Raw genomic sequence first — 19,638 nt, forward strand, 5'->3', positions numbered from 1 at the left:
GAAAACGATACTTATTCAGGTAGTTCCGCTTTAATGTAAGGTCATTGTTAATGTTTCGCATAACATTTAGCTTTATTCCTTAAAGCTAATTCTGTTACCGAATTAGTTGACCTTTACAATTGCGAGGCACGAAGCAATCCCCACGCAGGACAAGAAACTATGACCTTCTGTTTGCTTTGTAAAGCTTAGAGATTGCTTCATTCCTTATAATGACCTCCATGTAAGTTATTGATTACCAATATTATTTTTTTGTAGAGACGCATATTTGCGTCTCCCGCGTGCAAGTCGGAAATGCAAATCCGCTCTGTATAGCTGGAGACGCAAATATGCGTCTCTACGAAAAGTCGCACTTACTATACGTCATCACCATTTTTTTCAGGTTTACACCTGATGGATTCTTATAATGACGTTCTGGATGTACATTTATTTAATATTATAGAGATTGTTTTAAATTAAACTATCTAAATATATCCCACAATCCCAACTCGCTAAACCTCATTCAGCTAAACCTCATTCAGCTCATCCCAATACTCCACTGCCCGGCGGTAATGCGGTATCAGGATGGAGCCTCCTACCAGGTTGGCAATCATAAATATCTCGTTCAGTTCATCGTGCTTTACACCAGCCTCAAAGCATTTGCCCAGGTGATATTTAATACAGTCATCGCAACGCAGCACCATGCTGGCAACCAGGCCCAGCATTTCTTTGGTTTTTACATCAAGGGCTCCATCGGCGTAACTGGTGGTATCAAGCGCGAAAAAGCGTTTGATGTTGGTGTTAGCAGTCTCCATTATCCTGTCGTTCATTTTAGAACGATAGGTGTCAAATTCTTCTATTAATTTTCCCACTTTATATTTATTAAGTTATTGAATGCCTTAACAATAGCAAATTTGAATCGGTGATTGCCTCAAATAATTTATAAAATTACCTTTAGCCATTTACCCTACAATTTTACTAATTTATTTAGCATTTAAAGTTATAAATCTTTATTTTTATCTCAAGAATTTTATTTAAATTTTTACCGCATAATCAAAGAAAACATGGAAAGTTTATCACCCAATATTTTTGTTAAGGATATTAACGAAACCATTAAATTTTACCAACTGCTGGGTTTCGAGCTGGTAGTTACCGTGCCCGAAACCGGCAACAACCTGGTGTGGGCTATGATGGCCAAAGGTAATGTTACGTTTATGTTTCAAACCATGGCCAGTCTGGGCGAGGAACTGCCCGATATCAGCCGGCAGGATGGAGCCTCCATGCTATTATATATCAAACTTAAAAACATCCGCACTTTTTTTGAGGGGATAAAAGAGCTTGTACCTGTAATTAAAGGACTGGAAACCACTTTTTATGGGGCTACCGAATTTTCTATCAAGGATAATAACAATTATGTGCTGACTTTTGCGGAGGATGAGTAATAACTCCAACTTTTTTGCAACTCATCATCAGCAATAACGGTAATTTATCTTCTTTTCAATGATCAACTTTAAACGTGCCGACCATTTCCAGATTGTAGTACCCCTGGAACGCCTGGAAGAGGCGAGAATTTTTTATAACGATATCATAGGTCTCGAGCCAATTGAACGGCCTAAGTTTACCTCTAAAGGTTATTGGTTTAATATCGCCAATATTCAGCTGCATTTGAGTACAGAAGAAGCCATGCCGCGTACCTCAAGGCATAATGCTTTTGAAATAACCGATATTGCATCTGCGCGTAAACACCTGGAAAGTAATGGAGTGGAATTTCTGGAAGAACCTGTGATTCCGGGGAGGGAGCGTTTTTCTTTTATTGACCCGTTTGGGAATAGGATAGAGTTGCTGGAGATGATTTAAGTTATAATTGGTACTGGAGACGTTTTATCCATGTCGACTCAATCACAACGCCAGTTCAATATTAGGATCCCAATACACCGTTTTAAAATCCTGAACCTGGTCGTCAACTACTTTTACGCCTTCGCTTTCCAGCATCTCCTGCATGGTGCTACCGCCGAAATGAAATTTAGCGGTGAGCAAGCCCTGCCTGTTAACCACCCTATGTGCCGGTACCGGTGGATTAACCCTGCCAGCCGCCTGCATGGCATAACCCACCACGCGCGAGGAGCCTTTGGTGCCCAGGTATGAGGCAATAGCACCATAAGAAGTTACCCGGCCTTTAGGTATCAGCCGGGCAACATGGTAAACTTTATCGAAAAAATTGATATCTTCCATTGATTAACCTACGCAAAAGAAAACTTAAGGTAGTTAATGTTCTTATTATCTTTTAAATATTTTTTCTCGTAGTAAGTTTTAATGGATAAAACCTCATCTGCATATTCCGAATGATATAGATCTTCGGTTTTAGCGTGCAGTTTCAGTTTTAGCTCTTCTATCTTTTCGGCAGTATAAGCATGCAGGTCGTCATTATCCGTTTTAAGGTTAACGCAGCCAGATGGTTTTAGGATTTCAATATACTTATCTAAAAAGCGTGGCGATGTGAGGCGTTTCTTTTCGCGACTTAACTGCGGCTGCGGATCGGGGAAGGTGATCCAAATTTCATCAACTTCTCCATCGGCAAAGTAATCCAGCAGGTTCTCTATTTGTATCCTCAGGAAGGCAACATTGGTTACACTATCTTCGATAGCGGTTTTAGCGCCGCGCCATATACGGTTACCCTTATAATCAATACCAATAAAATTTTTATCGGGAAATAAATTGGCCAGGTTTACGGTGTATTCGCCCTTACCACAGGCAAGTTCCAAAACTACAGGGTTGTTGTTATTGAAAAAACCGGTATTCCATTGTCCCTTAAAAGGTTTACCGGCATCTAACTGTAATACATTACTAAAAGTATCAATCTCAGCAAAGCGTTTTAACTTATCTTTTCCCACTTTATATTTAAAAATAAAGTGCAAAAATAGGTTTTTATGTTAATTGAGCAGAACGCGGTTTAAAATAGCTTTAAACTGCTGCCCCGGCTGCCGGTTTTTTGTAAGGTTCGGGCTTATAATCTTCCGTTGATTTTTTTTTAGTGAATTTTTCAAAAATCCCCTTTACTGTACCCCAAATGCCCGAAACCGAATTTTCGTTAACGTAGTTTGATGCTTTTTGTGATACCAGCCCTACCAATGTTTTAATTAAAAAATTGGAGTTTTTAAAAATGGTTTTGTTTAGGGTTAAGGGAATAACGAACCGCGAAATAAGGTTTATAATATCCGGATGAAAAAGCCCTGAACTACGCACACCATCACTATCAACAGAGCGCGGAAACATTGACAGAACAGATGAAAATATGGCAGAAGGACTACTAAAACGCGCCTTTAATGCAAAGCTTTGCTGACTCTCTAATGTTTTCAGCCTGAAAATCTCGTCCTGCAAATCGTTTATACTTCTTATTTTATAACTCATTGTGACTACCGTTTAAATATTTTCTGGATAAAGATGTTAGCCAAAGGCTTTTCAAAAGCACGTTTATTAAGCTTTATAATAATGGCGATTATTAAATAAATAAGGGCCACACATCCAAAGCCCTCCCACAATGATTGAAACAGATCACCTAAATAAAAAGCGAGTGTAAAACTGGCAAATATAAAAGCCAGTAACATGCTTATTGCAACAATAACGTCGGTAATAACGCTTGAAAAAATTGTAGTCCCCCCCTCTATTGCCTGATATTTTAAAAGCTTAAAACGCGTTTCAGCGTATTCCTTTAACTGATCAATAATGGGTGGTAATGGTGGTGGTGTTTCTTTTTGGGCTTCCATAGGTGTTTGTTTGTTTTATAATTTTATAATCCCGGATAATTCACACAAAATGAATTATCCGGGCAATTTAAAATTATGCATGTTCCAAATCGTCCTGGTACTCTTCTTCGGCACCCCTTATCTTTGATTTAATGTTTTCAACTACCTTGTCTTTGAATCCAACAAGGTTATCAATTTCTGCCGCGGCGGTTTCTTTAATAGAGTCGCCAAGGTTCTTTAATGATTCTGTAAGTTTATCGCGTGTTTCGTCCCCTTTATCCGGAGCAAATAAAATACCTAAAGCTGCTCCTGCCGCCAAGCCTGCAAGTAAAGCAACAACTACTTTTGTGTTATCGTTCATTGGAATATAATTTAAAGTTGAACATTGATTGATTAATACTAAATACCTTGCCAAATATCATCAATTGTATTATTTGTATACAATTTCTGTATAAATAGTTTTTTTACTTATTGTGTTTTTGATACTGTGTTTACAAAAGTGAGCATTATACCTGTCAGTTTTCTGGCACTGTACGTATCCTTTCCAGTCGGTCGGCAGCTAAACGGTTGGTTTCATAAATCTCCAGTAACAATAAAAAGTAAGATAACAAAACCGGACCAAAAACCAAGCCCAAAATTCCAAAAAGAGGAATTCCGATGAATACCCCAACGATAGATATAATAGGATGCGTATTGGCTATGCGTTTGTTAATGATCATTCTTAGAAAATTATCAACGTTGCCAATAAACAACAAGCCATAAGCCAGCAACAAAACTCCCTGCCAGTTATGGCCCTGTGCAAATAAAACTATACTTGCCGGAATACACAATGTTGGCGCGCCCACAACCGGTAAAAACGAAATAAATACAGCTATAACTCCCCAGAATACCGGGTCGGGTATGCCAAATATCAAAAAGCCGTTAGCCAGCAGCACACCCTGTGTCAGGGCTATTATTCCTTGTCCTAAAACGTTAGAATAGGTAGAATCGCGCAGGGCGGCTGCAAATTTTAACGCGTGCTGTTCACGAAAAGGCGCATATTTGAGCAATCCGGCTTCAAACTCACTCATCTGTGTAAGCATAAAGTACAAAATAAAGTACAAAACCAGCAATGTAATAATAATGCTGGCCGCGCTGCTTAATATGGATGGGAACAAACCTGCGCCAATGCTGCCCAGTTTTTGAAGTGTATCTTCGGCAAAGTGTGGCTGATTGAGGTTTGCACCCGCAAAAGCATCTATTTTTGAAGTCCATTGATCAATAGGAAGATCTTTGATATTTATACTCGATATTTTCCCTACCACCATAATGCTTAGCGTAAGAAAAGGGATAACAATAATAATAAGGGAGGTAAAAATAATGAGCAGGGCTACCAGCGAGCCGTTCCAGCCCCTTTTATCGGACAGGTTAATATACAAAGGCCTAAAAATAGTGTATAGTACAATGGCGCCAAGTATGCTGCTAAACAAACCGCTAAGCGCGTAAAGCAAAAAGCACCCCAATATAATGATGCTTGCCAGGATGATGTTGTTGCGCTGCTTATAATTAAAAATTGACATTAAAGGCTTAGCTAAAGAATCAAAAGGTTAAAGTCAGGAATCCGGGTAGAAAAAAGCACCAAAACCAATATCTCTTGATTCCTATATCTTAATTCTCTTCCATATTAAACAAAAAAACGCCAAAAAGTTTTGGCGTTTTTAAAAGAATATCCTTTGTATTTAATTTAATGAGTATCGTTTAACAGGTCATTTATTTTGGTCGAACTTGTTGAAATAGTATCAATATAAAACATGCAATCCTCGCTGATATCGGGCAGTTCATACTTTAGCTGTTCAAGCGCAAGGTGAATGTTTGAAAGCTGATTTTTTATGTCGTGCTTTAACTTGCGCAGGTTTTCATCCTCACCTGTCCCCTGATTTTGTAGTAAATCCATCTTTTATTTAAGGTTGATGGCTTTCATTTTATTATACAGCGTTTTCCTGTCTATCTTCAATATCTCGGCAGCTTTGGTCTTGTTAAAGTTCACTTCTCTTAAAACCCTTATAATGGTTTCATATTCTGCTTCAAGTGCCGCATTTTTCAAATCATGACGATTTTCTCTTATTTCCGGCGCATCATGTGGTATTGAATTAGAATTATGGGAGTGCTCAAACGATGGTGTTTTAAAGTTTGATATCTCCAAAGGCAATGCCTTCATCGTAATCTCACTATCCTCGGCAAGTAAAGCCGCCCTCCTGATCACATTCTTTAGCTCGCGGATATTTCCCGGCCAGCGGTAATTCATAAAACAATCAATTACTTCTGGCGAAAAAGTATCTACATTACGCCCCAATTCATTGTTTGCTATTCTTAAAAAATGATCGGCCAACAGCATGATGTCATTACCACGTTCGCGCAAAGGCGGCATATATATGGTAAACTCATTAAAGCGATGGTACAGATCTTCCCTGAATCTTCCCTTTTGTATACCCTCCTGCAGACTTTCATTAGTGGCTATAATAATGCGCACATCCAGATCAATCTCCTTAGTACTGCCTATTCTTTTAACCTTACGCTCCTGTACGGTACGCAATAAGGCAGCCTGAATTTCATAGGATAGGTTGCCTACCTCGTCCAAAAACAAAGTGCCCCCATTAGCCATTTCAAAGTGACCTATTTTTGTATACAGCGCTCCGGTAAATGATCCTTTTTCGTGACCAAAAAACTCACTTGCAGCAAGCTCTTTAGTTAATGAGCCGCAATCCATAGCTATAAAGGGCTGATTATGACGCGGGCTGTTCAAGTGGATGCTTTTGGCTACCGATTCTTTACCGGTACCGCTTTCGCCCAAAATAATCACACTGTAATTGGTTGGCGCAACCAATTCAATCTGCCGCAAAAGCTCCTTGGAAGTTTTGCTGACACCTGCAACAAACTCACTTGCAAAAACCTGCTTTTTGTTCTCCTTGCTTTTTGATTTATCAGCAACTACCGTAACAGCATTTCCCGACTCTTCGACCAGTGCGTAATGGGTTTCAAAGGCTTTATTAATGGTATTTAATATCTCGTCGGGGTACAAAGGCTTGGTGATATAGTCATAGGCTCCCATTTTAATGAGCTCGACAGCCATTTTTATATCCGAGTAGCCTGTAATAATAATAACACCCGTTTTGGGATAATGCATTTTTATATTACGCAACATTTCGCGGCCATCGGTATCCTCCAGCCTAAAATCGCAAAGCACCAGGTTGTACTCGCTTTCTTTAAGTGCCTCCATTCCGCCTGTGCCGCTTGTCGCGGTCTTTACATCAAAACCATTGCGTATTAAAAATTTAGATAGCAATAAGCCCACATTAACTTCATCATCAATGATGAGGATTTTCTTCATATCAGTTATAACAGGTGATGGTAAATGTATTAAAGGCGTTAAGTTACAAACAATGTTGCTAATTTGAGGATGTTTTGTTGAATAATAGTTGTCCACAGGTTAAAAAAATGTCAGAGAACAAAAAAGGGAGACCAAATCTGGCCTCCCTCTTTAATAGGTATAAGTAGGATCGATATTAAAATCCGTAAGCTACACGTACACCAATAAAGTTTACTTTGCTGGCATCAACGCCAGTAGCATACTTGGTAGTAGCCTCGTAACGTACACCGGCATCAATAAAGCTGCTTTTGCTTACAGGGAACTGAACACCAATTTGCGGAGCATAAACAAACGCGGTTGATTTAGTATAGCCAAGATCACTTTTGTTTAACAAAAAGGCTGCACCTGCTTCACCCTGAACATAAAAGTTTTCGATAGGGAAGAATTTTAAACCAGCTTTTACAGGTATTAAATGAAAATCAGTTACATCTGCATTAGCAACACCACCAATATTCTTTTTACCAAAAATGTTATTGTAACCCGCATTAACAGTTACAAACAATTGGTTTTTGTAAACCGGGATATCTGCCTGTACCGAACCGCCTAAGTTCCATTTGTAGTTATCTTTAAAGTTACCTACAGGTATACCTGCATCAACACCAATGCTGTAACGGATACCGCCCGGGGTAGTAGTTGTAGTAGAAGTAGTTGTTGTGGTAGTTGTTGTTTGAGCTGATGCGCCAAGGCCTAAACCGGCAAAAGCTAAAATTAAAGCTGAAATTTTGAATGAATTTTTCATAACAATTGTTGTGTTTTGATATTTGTTTTTGTTTTAAACACAGGGCAAATTAAAGCACCAAATCATATATGATTTTTCATCCCAAAGTCACGAGTATTTAATCAATTGATTAATAGTATTTTATTTTCTGACCATAAGGGTACCATGGTCAGGCTATTGTCAAATGGGATTACAATTGCCTTTTTACTGTCAAAATTAACACAGAATTAACATTGGACTTCAAGGCACAGAAAGGGGTTTTCTGCGTGAATTGATCTTTTTTTCAGTTTAGATTGAAATTTGGAGAAAAAAAAGCTGCGCGATTCTTTTTTGTGGTTCTTGTTTGTTGAGAGAATCAGAGGGGGATATTAATTACCACATAGCACAAATTAACCCCGATGTCATTTCGATTGAGCAGGGACAGGAATGAGCGCGGCGCGAAAGAGAAATCTTATGCGACATGCTAAGTCTACGTGCACTGTTTCGAATAAAGATCTTTTGATATTCAGGAACTATACAAGTTGTACCTTTAAAGCCTGTAGAAACATTGGACTTTCCTGAATGATGAAGAGGCGATGATTAGAATATAATTATATATAAACAAACCATTTCCTAATATAAGATAGTATCCAGGCTTAGCATCTTGCATAAGATTTCTCTTTCGCCCCACCTCACTATCCCTTCCCGAGCTCAATCGAAATGACATCGGGGTTAATTTGTGCTATGGGCTAATAAAAATCTGCTTCCCTTGAGGCTATTACTTCCCTTTAAATTCTGCTTTACGTTTCCCTAAAAAAGCGGCAACACCTTCTTTAAAATCTTCTGTACCGAAACATTTTCCAAACTCTTCTATTTCGGTTTCAAATCCGTTTACCCCATCATTAAAACCGGAATTTACAGACCGGATAGCAGCAGCAAGGGCTAAAGGAGCGCGAAGCAATATTTTTTTCATTAACTCTTCGGCTTTTTCCAACAACGCATCCGGAGCAACCACATGGGTAACTAATCCATAATAAAGCGCATCGGCCGCATTGATCATGTCGCCTGTTAAAATCATCTCTAAGGCTTTGCCTTTGCCAACCAATTGGGGTAAGCGCTGGGTACCACCATACCCCGGAATTAATCCCAGGGTAACTTCGGGCGTGCCCATTTTTGCCGTTTCGGCAGCCACGCGGATATGGCATGCCATGGCCAGCTCAAGGCCTCCTCCCAATGCAAACCCGTTTATAGCCGCAAGTACGGGTTTACTGCCATTGGCAATCTGGTCAAAAACTTCAATTTGATTATTGCGGGCAAGCGCGGTACCACCATCAACTGCCAGGTCGGCAAATTCACTAATATCGGCGCCGGCTACAAAAGCCTTTGCTCCTGCCCCGGTTAAAATAATGCCGCCAACAGCCGGGTTATTAAATGCATCAAAAAATGCGGTATGCAATTCGGCAAGGGTGGCTTTGTTGAGCGCATTGAGCTTACTTTCCCTATTGATAGTAATATACTGTATACGATCTTGATTGGTGATCAACAAATTTTGAAATTCCATTGCAATAGCTATTTAAAAGTTACGGTGCTTATGCACCCAATCCGTTATATATTTAACAATGTCTTGCGTGCTGGTTCCGGGCGGAAAAAGTTCACCTACGCCCTGCTCTTTCAGGGCCATCATATCATCATTTGGGATAATCCCGCCACCGGTAACAAGCACGTCATCCATCTGCTTCTCTTTTATAAGCTTGAGTATTTTGGGAAAAACCGTCATATGCGCTCCTGATAATATGGAAATACCAATGGCATCCACATCTTCCTGCAGGGCGGTATTCACCACCATTTCGGGCGTTTGGCGCAAGCCGGTATAAATTACTTCCATACCGGCATCGCGCAGCGACGTAGCTATAATGCGTGCGCCGCGGTCGTGCCCGTCAAGCCCTACTTTGGCAACTAAAACGCGGATGGGTCGGTTAAAGGTATTACTCATGTAAACCGGATTGGTTGCCGTAAAAGTAATAAGAATGAAAGATAATACCGAATACTGAATTTAGAGCTCCGCACATCGAAATTGATGATTAATTAAAATTCATCTTTGATATTGGTCATTGAATGTTCGGGAGCAAACAAGCTGAGGCAAACTGAACAGGCAATTTATTGTTTTTTTAGCCGGTAGGTATAACTATAGCCATCACCACCTTTAACCAGTATTAAACTGTCTCCTTTATATTCTGCAGAATAAGTACCACTTAATAAAAGACTCCAGTTAAAATTAGCGGTGTGCACCAGGCTATCTGTAAAAGCTATCTGATCGTTATTATTTAAGGCAAAGGTTCCTTTGCTGCTCAATGGCAACAATCCGGTAGTAGGAAAAGCGTGGTAATTATTGCCTGTGATTTCTACTTTAAAATCAATAACGGTCGGTGTTGATTGAACACCCTGGGTCACAAGCCTGCCTGTGTAATTACCCTGAAGCTTTTGCGATGTTACGTTATCCTTTTTGCAACCGCCCGCCACTACAAGGCCGGCGAATAAAAACAGTAGGCTAAATGCTTTCATAAAATCATTTTTATATCATTACGATAAGTATAGCACTTGTGCTACAGCTTGTTAAATAAAACAGCATTTATTTATTGGCTTAGTAACGGCCTGGAAACATCTCAAAAAATAAATTTTAACTTTGCCCTGTTATGATGATCAGTGAGGCCACAACTTTCAACTTGCTTGAACAAGATCTTTTACTCCTCCCACAAAAAGCCATTTACTGGCAACAGCAAAAAGCTTTAATCATTACCGATGTGCATTTTGGTAAGGTGGGGCATTTTCGTAAAGCCGGCATAGCCGTGCCCCGCGATATGGAGCAAAGCGACCTGGCTACCCTATCTGATCTCATCCACGAACACAAACCCGAGAAACTATTGTTCCTGGGCGATCTGTTTCATAGCGATATGAATAACGATTGGGATTGGTTCATCCTTTGGCGCAGTCAGTTCCCGCAGATACAGATTATCCTCATAAAAGGCAACCATGATATTATTGCCGACAGCCATTACCAAAAACTTAACATCGAACTACATAATGAACTGCTGATCGCACCGTTCCTGATGCTCCACCATCCTTTACCTGATGATAAGCTGCAAAACGCCGCTGCCTATGTTTTTTGTGGTCATATTCACCCCGGCATAAACTTAAGCGGCCGTGGCAGGCAAAGCATAACCCTACCCTGTTTTGCTTTTGGCAGCAGGCAGGCTATACTACCTTCTTTCGGCAAGTTTACCGGCAGAGTGGCTATCCGCAGCGCCCAAAACGATAAAATATTTGCCGTTTTAAAAGATAAGGTAATAGCAATTGCTTAATTCTCCCTGCTTTAACCCTCATTTTAATCATAATTACCGTGTAATTGCACTGTAATTTCTTAGATTGATTCTAAATAACTTTTTAGCCGCTAATAAGCCGAATCCATTTATATCTTTTGGCATTTAATAAATACTTTTGCCAAAATAAATCTATTTCATAATGAGCGAAATTAAACAAACCTTTAACTCATCGCTGGGAAAAAAGCTTATCATGGCTTTAACAGGCTTGTTTTTGTGTACTTTTATCATAGTACACCTTGGGGGCAACCTGTTGTTATTTAGCAACGATAATGGTTTTGGTTTTAATGTGTATGCCAATTTTTTAACACATTTTCCACCTATCGAAGTTATTGCATACCTGCTTTACCTTTCTATCCTGGTACATGCGTTGTACGCAATTATTTTAACAGTTAAAAACCGCAAGGCACGCCCTGTAGGTTATGCTGTAGCACAAAAATCAGATGCAACATGGTCGTCAAAAAACATGGGACTGCTTGGTTCAATCCTGTTTTTATTCATCGTTATTCACATGAGCGATTTCTGGTTCAGTTATCATAACGATAAAACCATGGGCTTTAAAGAGTACCGTACCGACCTGAAAACCGGCGTGACTACAGATGTTGATTACAACCCTGGCTATGCCGAGTTCAACAAATCAGTTTCTGTTGTAAACGATGTGGAAATTGTAAGGGTGAAAGACCTGCATGCACGCGTGGTTAGAAGCTTTAGCAGCTTATGGTATGTTATATTCTACGTAATTGCCATGGGTGCTTTATCATTCCACCTGCTACATGGTTTCCAGAGTGCTTTCCGCACGTTGGGCTGGGTACACCGTAAATACACACCTGTAGTGTATGCAGTAGGCACCTGGTTTTTTGCGGTAATTATTCCGCTGGCTTTTGCAGCGATGCCGGTGTATTACTTTTTTATGCACAGAGGTTAATTAAGTTGGATTTGGTTGATGAAGTTGAATTGTAAATTGATTAAAACCTTGCACAATTTTCCCTATCAACTACTCACTAATATAAAATTATAAAAGAAATGAGTTTAGATGCTAAAATTCCTCAAGGCCCATTAGCCGAAAAATGGAGCAAGCATAAATTTGACCTGAAGCTGGTTAACCCGGCCAACAAGCGTAAATACGATATCATTATTGTAGGTACGGGTTTGGCAGGCGCATCAGCCGCGGCTTCATTGGCCGAGCTTGGTTATAACGTAAAATCTTTTTGTTTCCAGGATAGTCCCCGTCGTGCACACTCCATTGCAGCACAGGGTGGTATCAACGCAGCAAAAAACTACCAAAACGATGGTGACAGTGTTTACCGTTTGTTTTATGATACTATAAAAGGTGGTGACTACCGTGCCCGCGAAGGTAACGTTTACCGCCTTGCCGAAGTATCTGTTAATATAATTGACCAATGTGTTGCACAGGGTGTTCCCTTTGCACGCGAATACGGCGGCTTGCTGGATAACCGCTCATTTGGTGGTTCGCAGGTGTCACGTACGTTTTATGCACGTGGCCAAACCGGACAACAATTACTTTTAGGTGCTTACTCGGCATTAAACCGCCAGATACACGCCGGTAAAGTTAAAATGTACACCCGTACCGAAATGTTGGATGTTGTTACCATAGATGGCCATGCCAAAGGTATTGTTACCCGCAACATGATCACCGGCGCTATTGAAACACATGCAGGCCACTCGGTATTGTTATGTACCGGTGGATACAGCAATGTTTTCTACCTGTCAACAAATGCCATTGGCTCAAACGTAACTGCGGCCTGGAGGGCACACAAACGTGGCGCTTTCTTTGGCAACCCATGCTATACACAAATTCACCCTACATGTATCCCGGTAAGCGGCGATCACCAGTCAAAGCTTACGCTGATGTCCGAGTCGCTACGTAACGATGGACGCGTTTGGGCTCCAAAAACTGTGGAGATTGCTGAGCAATTGCGTAAAGGCACTATCAAGGCCGACCAGGTAAAAGAGGACGATCGTGATTACTTCCTTGAACGTAAATATCCGGCGTTTGGTAACCTTGTTCCGCGCGACGTGGCTTCACGTAACGCCAAGGAAATGATTGAAGAAGGTAAAGGCGTAGGAGGCTCAGGCTTCGCGGTTTTCCTTGACTTTGCCGATGCCATTAAACGTTTGGGCGAAGAAACAGTGAAAGCCAAATATGGTAACCTGTTTGATATGTATATCCAGATAACCGACGAGAACCCATACAAACAGCCAATGCGTATTTACCCTGCTGTTCACTATACAATGGGCGGCCTTTGGGTTGATTATAACCTGAGTACCAATGTACCGGGATTATATGCTTTAGGTGAGTGTAACTTCTCTGACCACGGCGCTAACCGTTTAGGTGCTTCTGCTTTGATGCAGGGTTTATCTGATGGTTATTTTGTAATCCCTTATACACTTGGTGATTACCTGGCAAAAATTGGCCCTAAAAAGGTTGATATTTCACACCCTGCTTTTGAGAAAACCAAACAGGATGTAATTACATATATCAATAAACTGTTGGCTTTAAAAGGCAATAAAACTGTTAACGAATACCACCGCGACCTTGGCCATATTATGTGGGAATATTGCGGAATGGCCCGTACAGAAGAAGGACTGAAAAAAGCTAAAGGATTGATCCAGGCACTGAAAGTTGATTTCTGGAAAAATGCTATCGTGACCGGCGAAAACGAAGAAGTAAACGCTTCGCTGGAAAGGGCGGGCCGGATTGCTGATTTCATTGAACTGGGCGAACTGATGGTTGATGACGCTTTGATGCGCCGCGAATCATGCGGTGGTCACTTCAGGGTTGAATCACAAACTGCCGATGGCGAAGCACTGCGCGACGATGAAAACTTCGCGTTTGTGGCAGCCTGGGAGTTTAAAGGTGAAAACCAGCCAGAAGTACTACATAAAGAAGCATTGGTATTTGAATCAGTTCATCTATCGCAAAGAAATTACGCGTAAGTAGCGATATAGTAGCAATTAGTTAGTATCAAGTTTCAGGACGGAAGCAAAAAAATCTTGATACTTGATACTTGCGAGTTGATACTAACAACAAAACATTTGATACAAAATCTTAAAGAGATGAGTAACGGAAATATGAACCTGACGCTGAAAGTATGGCGTCAAAAAAACGCTCAAACATCGGGCAAATTTGTGACCTACAAGGCCGAAAGTATTTCGCCTGATATGTCATTCCTGGAAATGCTTGACGTTGTTAACGAAAGTTTAACCCACAAAGGCGACGAGCCTATCAACTTTGATCACGACTGCCGCGAAGGTATTTGTGGCATGTGCTCGTTATATATCAATGGTCACCCACATGGGCCTAAGCGAGGTGTTACTACCTGCCAGCTGCACATGCGTACTTTTCATGATGGTGAAACCATTACTATTGAGCCATGGCGCGCATCAGCATTCCCAGTTGTAAAAGATTTAGCTGTTGATCGCTCTGCTTTCGACAGGATCCAGCAAGCTGGTGGTTATGTATCAGTTAATACCGGTGGTGTACCCGATGGTAATGCTATCGCTATCCCTAAAGTTATTGCGGATGAAGCATTTAACTCTGCAACTTGTATCGGTTGCGGTGCCTGCGTTGCTGCATGTAAAAATGCTTCGGCCATGCTTTTTGTTGGAGCAAAGATTACCCAGTTAGGCTTGTTGCCGCAAGGCCAGCCAGAGCGTTACCGCCGTGCACAATCAATGGTTGCCCAAATGGACGAAGAAGGATTTGGTAGCTGTACCAACACTGGTGCATGCGAGGCTGAATGCCCTAAAGAAATTAAGCTGACCAATATTGCCCGTATGAACAATGATTTTTTCAGTGCTAAGCTGTTTAGAGAAGAAGAGATCCACGAAGACAAACACTAAGACTGTTTTGCTTGCAAATATTAACAGGCCTGGAGTTTTCCAGGCCTGTTTTGTTAATTAGAAATATTAAAACCATCTGCCATGTCGGGCAGATCGTCGAACGTTTTCCCTGGATATTGTTTATCCATAGTACCAATCCACGTAAAAGCATCTGAAATATAGTTTCCTTGCGCTATTAGTTCAGCAACAGCATCTCTTAAGGTTGTTTTAGTTATATTTTTTACAATAAACATATCAGTAGCCCAAAATACTGAACCATCATCCCTGCTCATGAGGGTCCCAATGTTTTGCAAAGTAAATGCTGTTGCAAAATACACGTCCCCATTTTTGAGAATAATGTTGATGTCGATATTATCCATCAATTCATCGGCTTCACCGTATCCACCGGGGAAAATAATTTTAAAGTCTTTGAGGATATGCATTTGCCTGTTATTACTTAGCCGTTAAACATACATATTCCCCTTGAAAATTCAATTACTCTATCATATCCCCTAAGACTGTTTTGCTCAGAAATATTAACAGGCCCGGGAGTTTTCTCGGACCTGTTAAGTTAAGATTCACCTTTAAAATCGTGATTTGGGATTTTAAAATCCGGAGAATACTGAAAGGGACATGACATTTGAAAAGTTTGTCATCCTGAACGCAGTGAAGGATCTATTCGCAAACTGTACAGGGCGAAGAAGTATGGCGAATAATAGATCCTTCACTGCGTTCAGGATGACAAACAGTTTTTTTTTTTAAAAGCCAATGACGGTAAAGAAATGCTTACTCTATCACATCCACCACCAACTTCCCTATGGTTTTCCCATTTTCTATGATCTCATGCGCCTGTTGTGCTGTTGCCAGGGTAAATTTCCTTTCATCAACCAAAGGCTGTAGTTTACCTGCTTCGGCAAGTTTGGTAGCTGCCCGCATAATGTCCCCATGATGTTTACGGCCTTTTCCGGTGATCATTGGCATGAGCGTAAATACGCCTGAATAGGTTGCGCCTCTGAATGATAGTGGCGCCAGCTTGTGCTCGCCCCAACCTAGGCTGCTTAATACATGGCCTGTATAGTAACGTGCGGCGTTAAATGATGCATCAAGCGTTGCGCCGCCAACGGTATCATACACAATATCAAAACCATCGCCTCCGGTATATTTATTTACATATTCATCAACAGTGGTCGTCCGGTAGTCAATAAAAGTGGCGCCCAGGCCTTCTATATATCCCTGTTGGGTTGCGCTGCCGGTTGCAAAAACATCGGCGCCATAAGCTTTGGCTATTTGTATGGCCAAATGCCCTACGCCACCTGCCCCACCGTGAATCAACACCTTTTGCCCTACGCTTACTTTAGCCCTGTCAACCAGGCCTTCCCATGCGGTAATAAAATTCAATGGCAGCGCAGCTACCTGGCGCATACTAAGGTTGCCCGGTTTTATAGCCAGCAAGTCGGCGTCAAATGCGCCATAGTCGGCAAGAGTGCCCTGCAGGCCGCCGATGCCACCTGCCATACCATAAACCTCGTCGCCAGGTTTAAAATTAGTAACACCGGCACCAACCTCTTCTACTATTCCGGCAAGGTCCATCCCTAAAATAGCGGGTAAAGCCTGCTTTGCATGCGCGCCGCCGCCTGTCCGGATTTTATTATCAAGCGGACTTACGCCGCTGGCCACTATACGCACCAGAACCTGGCCCGCGCCGGCAACCGGCCGATCAACCTCTGTAAGTTTAAATGGAGTATTGGCAGCTTCTAATACAAGCGCTTTCATTGTTGTTAGGTGGTTAGTTTTCATCGTTCAATTTTGTTTTAGCGATGTAAAATTATGCAAGAACAGAACCCAAATCCTTGCACAATATTTCGTAATAATTGTACATTTATACTATGGTAAAAGATAACCTGTATCAGCCGTTTGAGATAGTACTCAGAGAACCTATGGATGTATGCCCCCGTAACATGCACTCGCACAGTTTTTTTGAGTTTATTTATATTGTGAGCGGCACAGGTAAGCAGTGCATCAACCAAAGTAAATTTACCTATAAACCGGGACATTTGTTTTTACTTACGCCCAATGATTCGCACTATTTTACTATTGAAACTACCACACAATTTCTGTTTATCCGGTTCAATTTAGATTATATTAAACAGCACAACCTATCCGGTGAGATGCTGAAAAACCTGGAATTTATTTTAAAAAATGCTAACCAGGCGCCGGGCTGTGTAATCAAAAATTATGATGACCGGCCGGTTATGAAATCTATAATGAATGCTGTAATAACCGAGCATTTAAATCATGGCCTATATAGCAAAGAGCTATTGCAACAGTATATATACACGGTTATCATGATTGTTACCCGCAACATTGCCTTTAGCTTGCCCCAGGAGGTTGACGAAACAACCGAAGAAAAGGCATTGAATATTTTGCAGTACATCCAGGCAAATATCTACTTCCCCGAAAAATTAAAGGCAGAAGTAATGAGCGATAAAATGGGGATCTCCGAAACCTATCTGGGCCGCTATTTCAAAAAACATACCAGCGAAACCATGCAGCAGTATATCATCAATTACAAGATCAAACTAATTGAAAACCGTTTGCTTCATAGCAATATGCGCATGGCCGAAATTGCCAATGAACTTGGCTTTAATGACGAAAGTCACCTTAACAGGATCTTTAAAAAATATAAACATGTAAATCCATCTGATTTCCGGAAGATGGGAGCGAAAGAAAAATTAACGGCAATGGTTTGATTAAAAGAAAAGCCTCCGTTATTTAGCCACCAATACGCCCTTCAATGGCCATACCGGCGACTGCAAACCTATATTCAAAAACCCAGCCTGCTGTTTATCGGCCAAAGTGTTTAAATAATTATTTAACATATTGCCTGCCTGTGTGATACTATTGCTTGTGCTATTCATCCCTCTTCGATAGCTTTTTTTTGCTACTTGAATAGATTCAAAACCACTGATAATTTGCCATTTAACAATACTAATCCTTATGGCCCAGGCATAATAAAAATTATAATCGATACGGAATACCTCAACTTCTGAATTATAAAAGCTTGTATCGCCACTAAGTTTACTGGTATATAATTGCAGTTGCTGGTTAGTTATTGTTTGCAGCGGTATCTGAGCGGCGTCGCCACCGCAATCGTTATATTTATCGTCATACTCTTCCTTAAAGCGATTAAAGTCGGTCATGTACTCCGTATAAAGATCATCATACATTTGCCGGGTGGCTATAGCATGCCTGTTATGGGCTGCACCATCTTTTATGTGTTGGGCAAAACTAATATTTACCCGTTCTTCAATTTCGCTTTTAGTTCGCCGGCACTCACTGCAGAACAGGCCATCCTTGTATTCCTGCACATTAAATTCGTACTTTCTTCGCCTGTCGTCAATTTTTACTTTGATTTTTTCGAACTTAATTTTGCACCCATCATCGGGATTATCGGCCAGAACAGTAGTTTGCGCCAATGCCTGAAGGCACCCTGCCAGGAAAATAACTATGCTCCATACGATTTTCATATTCAAAACCCACCTACGTTTGAATCAGGGTAAAATAATTGGCACTTCCTTACAATAACCCTCCAACTAATTTAAATATAATATTTGATACAAATCTTATAATCAGGACATTATTTAAGAAATCACCTTGCTGGATCTCAATTTATAATTTGTGCAAAAGCCAAAACATTGACTACCTATTTAGTTTTTTGCTAATCTGTTTTGATTTGACCTAACTACAATGAGTAACAACACGCTACCCCCAATAAAAAGCAGGAGTTTCTGACAATTTGAATGAGCATAAAGAGAATAATATAGCTTTAATCCGGTTAATAATTGATATCTTATCCAAACAAAACAGCCGTTATGAGTTAAATTTACTCGTATTATTTACCATATTAATACCTAAATCCTGTTAAAAATGAAAAATCAATTAAAATATTCACAAAAAAATCAAAATAATTTGCTTTTTTATCAAAAACACTTCATAAATTACATTTTTAAAAATAACTGATTAGTAACTTTTACATTTTCATCATTTTTTTATGCAGGAATCAGCTTATTTTGATAAATATAACCCTATTGAAGGTGTTTGGGACGAAATGTACGGCTCGGACAGCAATGTTCGCGAGCATTATCGTAAGGTAATTGAATATATTTCACAAGAATCGGCCGATGATCTCAACAAAAAGGAAGAGCTGGCCAAGCGCCTGTTCATGAGCCAGGGTATCACCTTCACCGTGTACAACAGCGGCGAGGGCATCGAAAAAATATTTCCTTTTGATATAATTCCGCGTATCATTACAGCATCTGAATGGGACTTTATTGAGAAAGGCATTAAGCAGCGGCTACGGGCACTTAATCTCTTTTTAAAAGATATTTACAGCAGCCAATTTATCATAAAAGATGGTGTAATGCCTGCTGAAATGATTTACAGCTGCCCGCATTACCTGCGGGAGATGCATAATTTTCCTGTGCCTTACGATATTTATATTCATATCTCCGGTATTGATCTAATCCGTAATAATGATGGATCATTTTATAACCAGGAAGATAACCTGCGTACGCCAAGTGGTGTAAGTTATATCCT

The 19,638-nt window shown here is 40.5% G+C and carries 24 protein-coding genes; 8 read left to right on the top strand and 16 right to left on the bottom strand.

Going from position 1 to position 19,638, the window contains the following annotated elements:
- Positions 1 to 503: 503 nt before the first annotated feature.
- Positions 504 to 848, bottom strand: a complete 345-nt coding sequence (locus tag Q0R88_RS25725; RefSeq protein ID WP_295721404.1) for a carboxymuconolactone decarboxylase family protein — start codon at positions 846 to 848, stop codon at positions 504 to 506.
- A 192-nt stretch (positions 849 to 1,040) separates the two neighbouring features.
- On the opposite strand from Q0R88_RS25725, the gene Q0R88_RS25730 reads away from it, so the two are divergent.
- Both Q0R88_RS25730 and Q0R88_RS25735 read left to right on the top strand, forming a co-directional pair.
- On the top strand, positions 1,041 to 1,418 hold the full coding sequence (locus Q0R88_RS25730; protein ID WP_295721406.1) for a VOC family protein: 378 nt from the start codon (positions 1,041 to 1,043) through the stop codon (positions 1,416 to 1,418).
- Between the two features lie 58 nt (positions 1,419 to 1,476).
- Positions 1,477 to 1,833, top strand: coding sequence for a VOC family protein (locus Q0R88_RS25735; RefSeq protein WP_295721408.1), 357 nt, complete (start codon positions 1,477 to 1,479; stop codon positions 1,831 to 1,833).
- Between the two features lie 42 nt (positions 1,834 to 1,875).
- Here Q0R88_RS25735 and Q0R88_RS25740 read toward each other — a convergent pair whose 3' ends face one another.
- From Q0R88_RS25740 to Q0R88_RS25795, 12 genes are all read right to left on the bottom strand, one after another.
- Positions 1,876 to 2,208, bottom strand: a complete 333-nt coding sequence (locus Q0R88_RS25740; protein WP_295721410.1) for an MGMT family protein — start codon at positions 2,206 to 2,208, stop codon at positions 1,876 to 1,878.
- Positions 2,209 to 2,216: 8 nt separating this feature from the next.
- A complete protein-coding gene (trmB, locus tag Q0R88_RS25745) occupies positions 2,217 to 2,867 on the bottom strand; it encodes a tRNA (guanosine(46)-N7)-methyltransferase TrmB (protein ID WP_295721412.1) in 651 nt (216 codons plus the stop codon).
- A 70-nt stretch (positions 2,868 to 2,937) separates the two neighbouring features.
- A complete protein-coding gene (locus Q0R88_RS25750; protein ID WP_295721414.1) occupies positions 2,938 to 3,384 on the bottom strand; it encodes a hypothetical protein in 447 nt (148 codons plus the stop codon).
- A 5-nt stretch (positions 3,385 to 3,389) separates the two neighbouring features.
- Positions 3,390 to 3,740: a phage holin family protein gene (locus Q0R88_RS25755; RefSeq protein ID WP_295721416.1), complete on the bottom strand. Its 351-nt coding sequence runs from the start codon at positions 3,738 to 3,740 to the stop codon at positions 3,390 to 3,392.
- A gap of 73 nt (positions 3,741 to 3,813) precedes the next feature.
- The gene (locus Q0R88_RS25760; protein WP_295721418.1) at positions 3,814 to 4,080 is read right to left on the bottom strand and encodes a YtxH domain-containing protein; all 267 of its coding nucleotides are present in this window, start codon (positions 4,078 to 4,080) and stop codon (positions 3,814 to 3,816) included.
- A 154-nt stretch (positions 4,081 to 4,234) separates the two neighbouring features.
- A complete protein-coding gene (locus Q0R88_RS25765) occupies positions 4,235 to 5,278 on the bottom strand; it encodes an AI-2E family transporter (RefSeq protein ID WP_295721420.1) in 1,044 nt (347 codons plus the stop codon).
- A 164-nt stretch (positions 5,279 to 5,442) separates the two neighbouring features.
- On the bottom strand, positions 5,443 to 5,652 hold the full coding sequence (locus tag Q0R88_RS25770; RefSeq protein ID WP_295721422.1) for a hypothetical protein: 210 nt from the start codon (positions 5,650 to 5,652) through the stop codon (positions 5,443 to 5,445).
- A gap of 3 nt (positions 5,653 to 5,655) precedes the next feature.
- Positions 5,656 to 7,086 carry a sigma-54 dependent transcriptional regulator gene (locus tag Q0R88_RS25775; RefSeq protein WP_295721424.1) on the bottom strand — a complete coding sequence of 477 codons (1,431 nt, stop codon included), beginning with the start codon at positions 7,084 to 7,086 and terminating at the stop codon, positions 5,656 to 5,658.
- A gap of 175 nt (positions 7,087 to 7,261) precedes the next feature.
- Positions 7,262 to 7,864: a hypothetical protein gene (locus Q0R88_RS25780; protein WP_295721427.1), complete on the bottom strand. Its 603-nt coding sequence runs from the start codon at positions 7,862 to 7,864 to the stop codon at positions 7,262 to 7,264.
- Between the two features lie 736 nt (positions 7,865 to 8,600).
- Entirely contained in the window at positions 8,601 to 9,383 is a 783-nt protein-coding gene (locus Q0R88_RS25785) for an enoyl-CoA hydratase-related protein (RefSeq protein WP_295721429.1), read from the bottom strand.
- 12 nt (positions 9,384 to 9,395) lie between these two features.
- Positions 9,396 to 9,815 (bottom strand): cobalamin B12-binding domain-containing protein, encoded by a 420-nt coding sequence (locus Q0R88_RS25790; protein ID WP_295721431.1) that lies wholly within the window; start codon positions 9,813 to 9,815, stop codon positions 9,396 to 9,398.
- Positions 9,816 to 9,979: 164 nt separating this feature from the next.
- Entirely contained in the window at positions 9,980 to 10,384 is a 405-nt protein-coding gene (locus Q0R88_RS25795; RefSeq protein ID WP_295721433.1) for a hypothetical protein, read from the bottom strand.
- A 131-nt stretch (positions 10,385 to 10,515) separates the two neighbouring features.
- On the opposite strand from Q0R88_RS25795, the gene pdeM reads away from it, so the two are divergent.
- From pdeM to Q0R88_RS25815, 4 genes are all read left to right on the top strand, one after another.
- Complete coding sequence (pdeM, locus tag Q0R88_RS25800) at positions 10,516 to 11,181, top strand: ligase-associated DNA damage response endonuclease PdeM (RefSeq protein ID WP_295721435.1); 666 nt, start codon at positions 10,516 to 10,518, stop codon at positions 11,179 to 11,181.
- 160 nt (positions 11,182 to 11,341) lie between these two features.
- The gene (locus tag Q0R88_RS25805; protein ID WP_295721437.1) at positions 11,342 to 12,124 is read left to right on the top strand and encodes a succinate dehydrogenase cytochrome b subunit; all 783 of its coding nucleotides are present in this window, start codon (positions 11,342 to 11,344) and stop codon (positions 12,122 to 12,124) included.
- Positions 12,125 to 12,222: 98 nt separating this feature from the next.
- The gene (locus Q0R88_RS25810) at positions 12,223 to 14,157 is read left to right on the top strand and encodes a fumarate reductase/succinate dehydrogenase flavoprotein subunit (protein WP_295721439.1); all 1,935 of its coding nucleotides are present in this window, start codon (positions 12,223 to 12,225) and stop codon (positions 14,155 to 14,157) included.
- 120 nt (positions 14,158 to 14,277) lie between these two features.
- Positions 14,278 to 15,063, top strand: a complete 786-nt coding sequence (locus Q0R88_RS25815; protein ID WP_295721441.1) for a succinate dehydrogenase/fumarate reductase iron-sulfur subunit — start codon at positions 14,278 to 14,280, stop codon at positions 15,061 to 15,063.
- A gap of 53 nt (positions 15,064 to 15,116) precedes the next feature.
- Here Q0R88_RS25815 and Q0R88_RS25820 read toward each other — a convergent pair whose 3' ends face one another.
- Entirely contained in the window at positions 15,117 to 15,485 is a 369-nt protein-coding gene (locus tag Q0R88_RS25820; RefSeq protein WP_295721443.1) for a hypothetical protein, read from the bottom strand.
- Positions 15,486 to 15,828: 343 nt separating this feature from the next.
- Positions 15,829 to 16,815 carry a zinc-dependent alcohol dehydrogenase family protein gene (locus tag Q0R88_RS25825; protein ID WP_295721445.1) on the bottom strand — a complete coding sequence of 329 codons (987 nt, stop codon included), beginning with the start codon at positions 16,813 to 16,815 and terminating at the stop codon, positions 15,829 to 15,831.
- A 113-nt stretch (positions 16,816 to 16,928) separates the two neighbouring features.
- On the opposite strand from Q0R88_RS25825, the gene Q0R88_RS25830 reads away from it, so the two are divergent.
- Positions 16,929 to 17,792: an AraC family transcriptional regulator gene (locus tag Q0R88_RS25830; protein ID WP_295721447.1), complete on the top strand. Its 864-nt coding sequence runs from the start codon at positions 16,929 to 16,931 to the stop codon at positions 17,790 to 17,792.
- A gap of 18 nt (positions 17,793 to 17,810) precedes the next feature.
- Here the strand turns inward: Q0R88_RS25830 and Q0R88_RS25835 are convergent, their stop codons facing one another.
- Positions 17,811 to 18,569, bottom strand: coding sequence for a hypothetical protein (locus tag Q0R88_RS25835; protein WP_295721449.1), 759 nt, complete (start codon positions 18,567 to 18,569; stop codon positions 17,811 to 17,813).
- Between the two features lie 524 nt (positions 18,570 to 19,093).
- On the opposite strand from Q0R88_RS25835, the gene Q0R88_RS25840 reads away from it, so the two are divergent.
- Positions 19,094 to 19,638, top strand: a 545-nt coding sequence (locus Q0R88_RS25840) for a circularly permuted type 2 ATP-grasp protein (RefSeq protein WP_295721451.1), incomplete at its 3' end; no start/stop codon positions are given.

The organism is Mucilaginibacter sp. (assembly GCF_025362475.1).
Taxonomy (GTDB): domain Bacteria; phylum Bacteroidota; class Bacteroidia; order Sphingobacteriales; family Sphingobacteriaceae; genus Mucilaginibacter.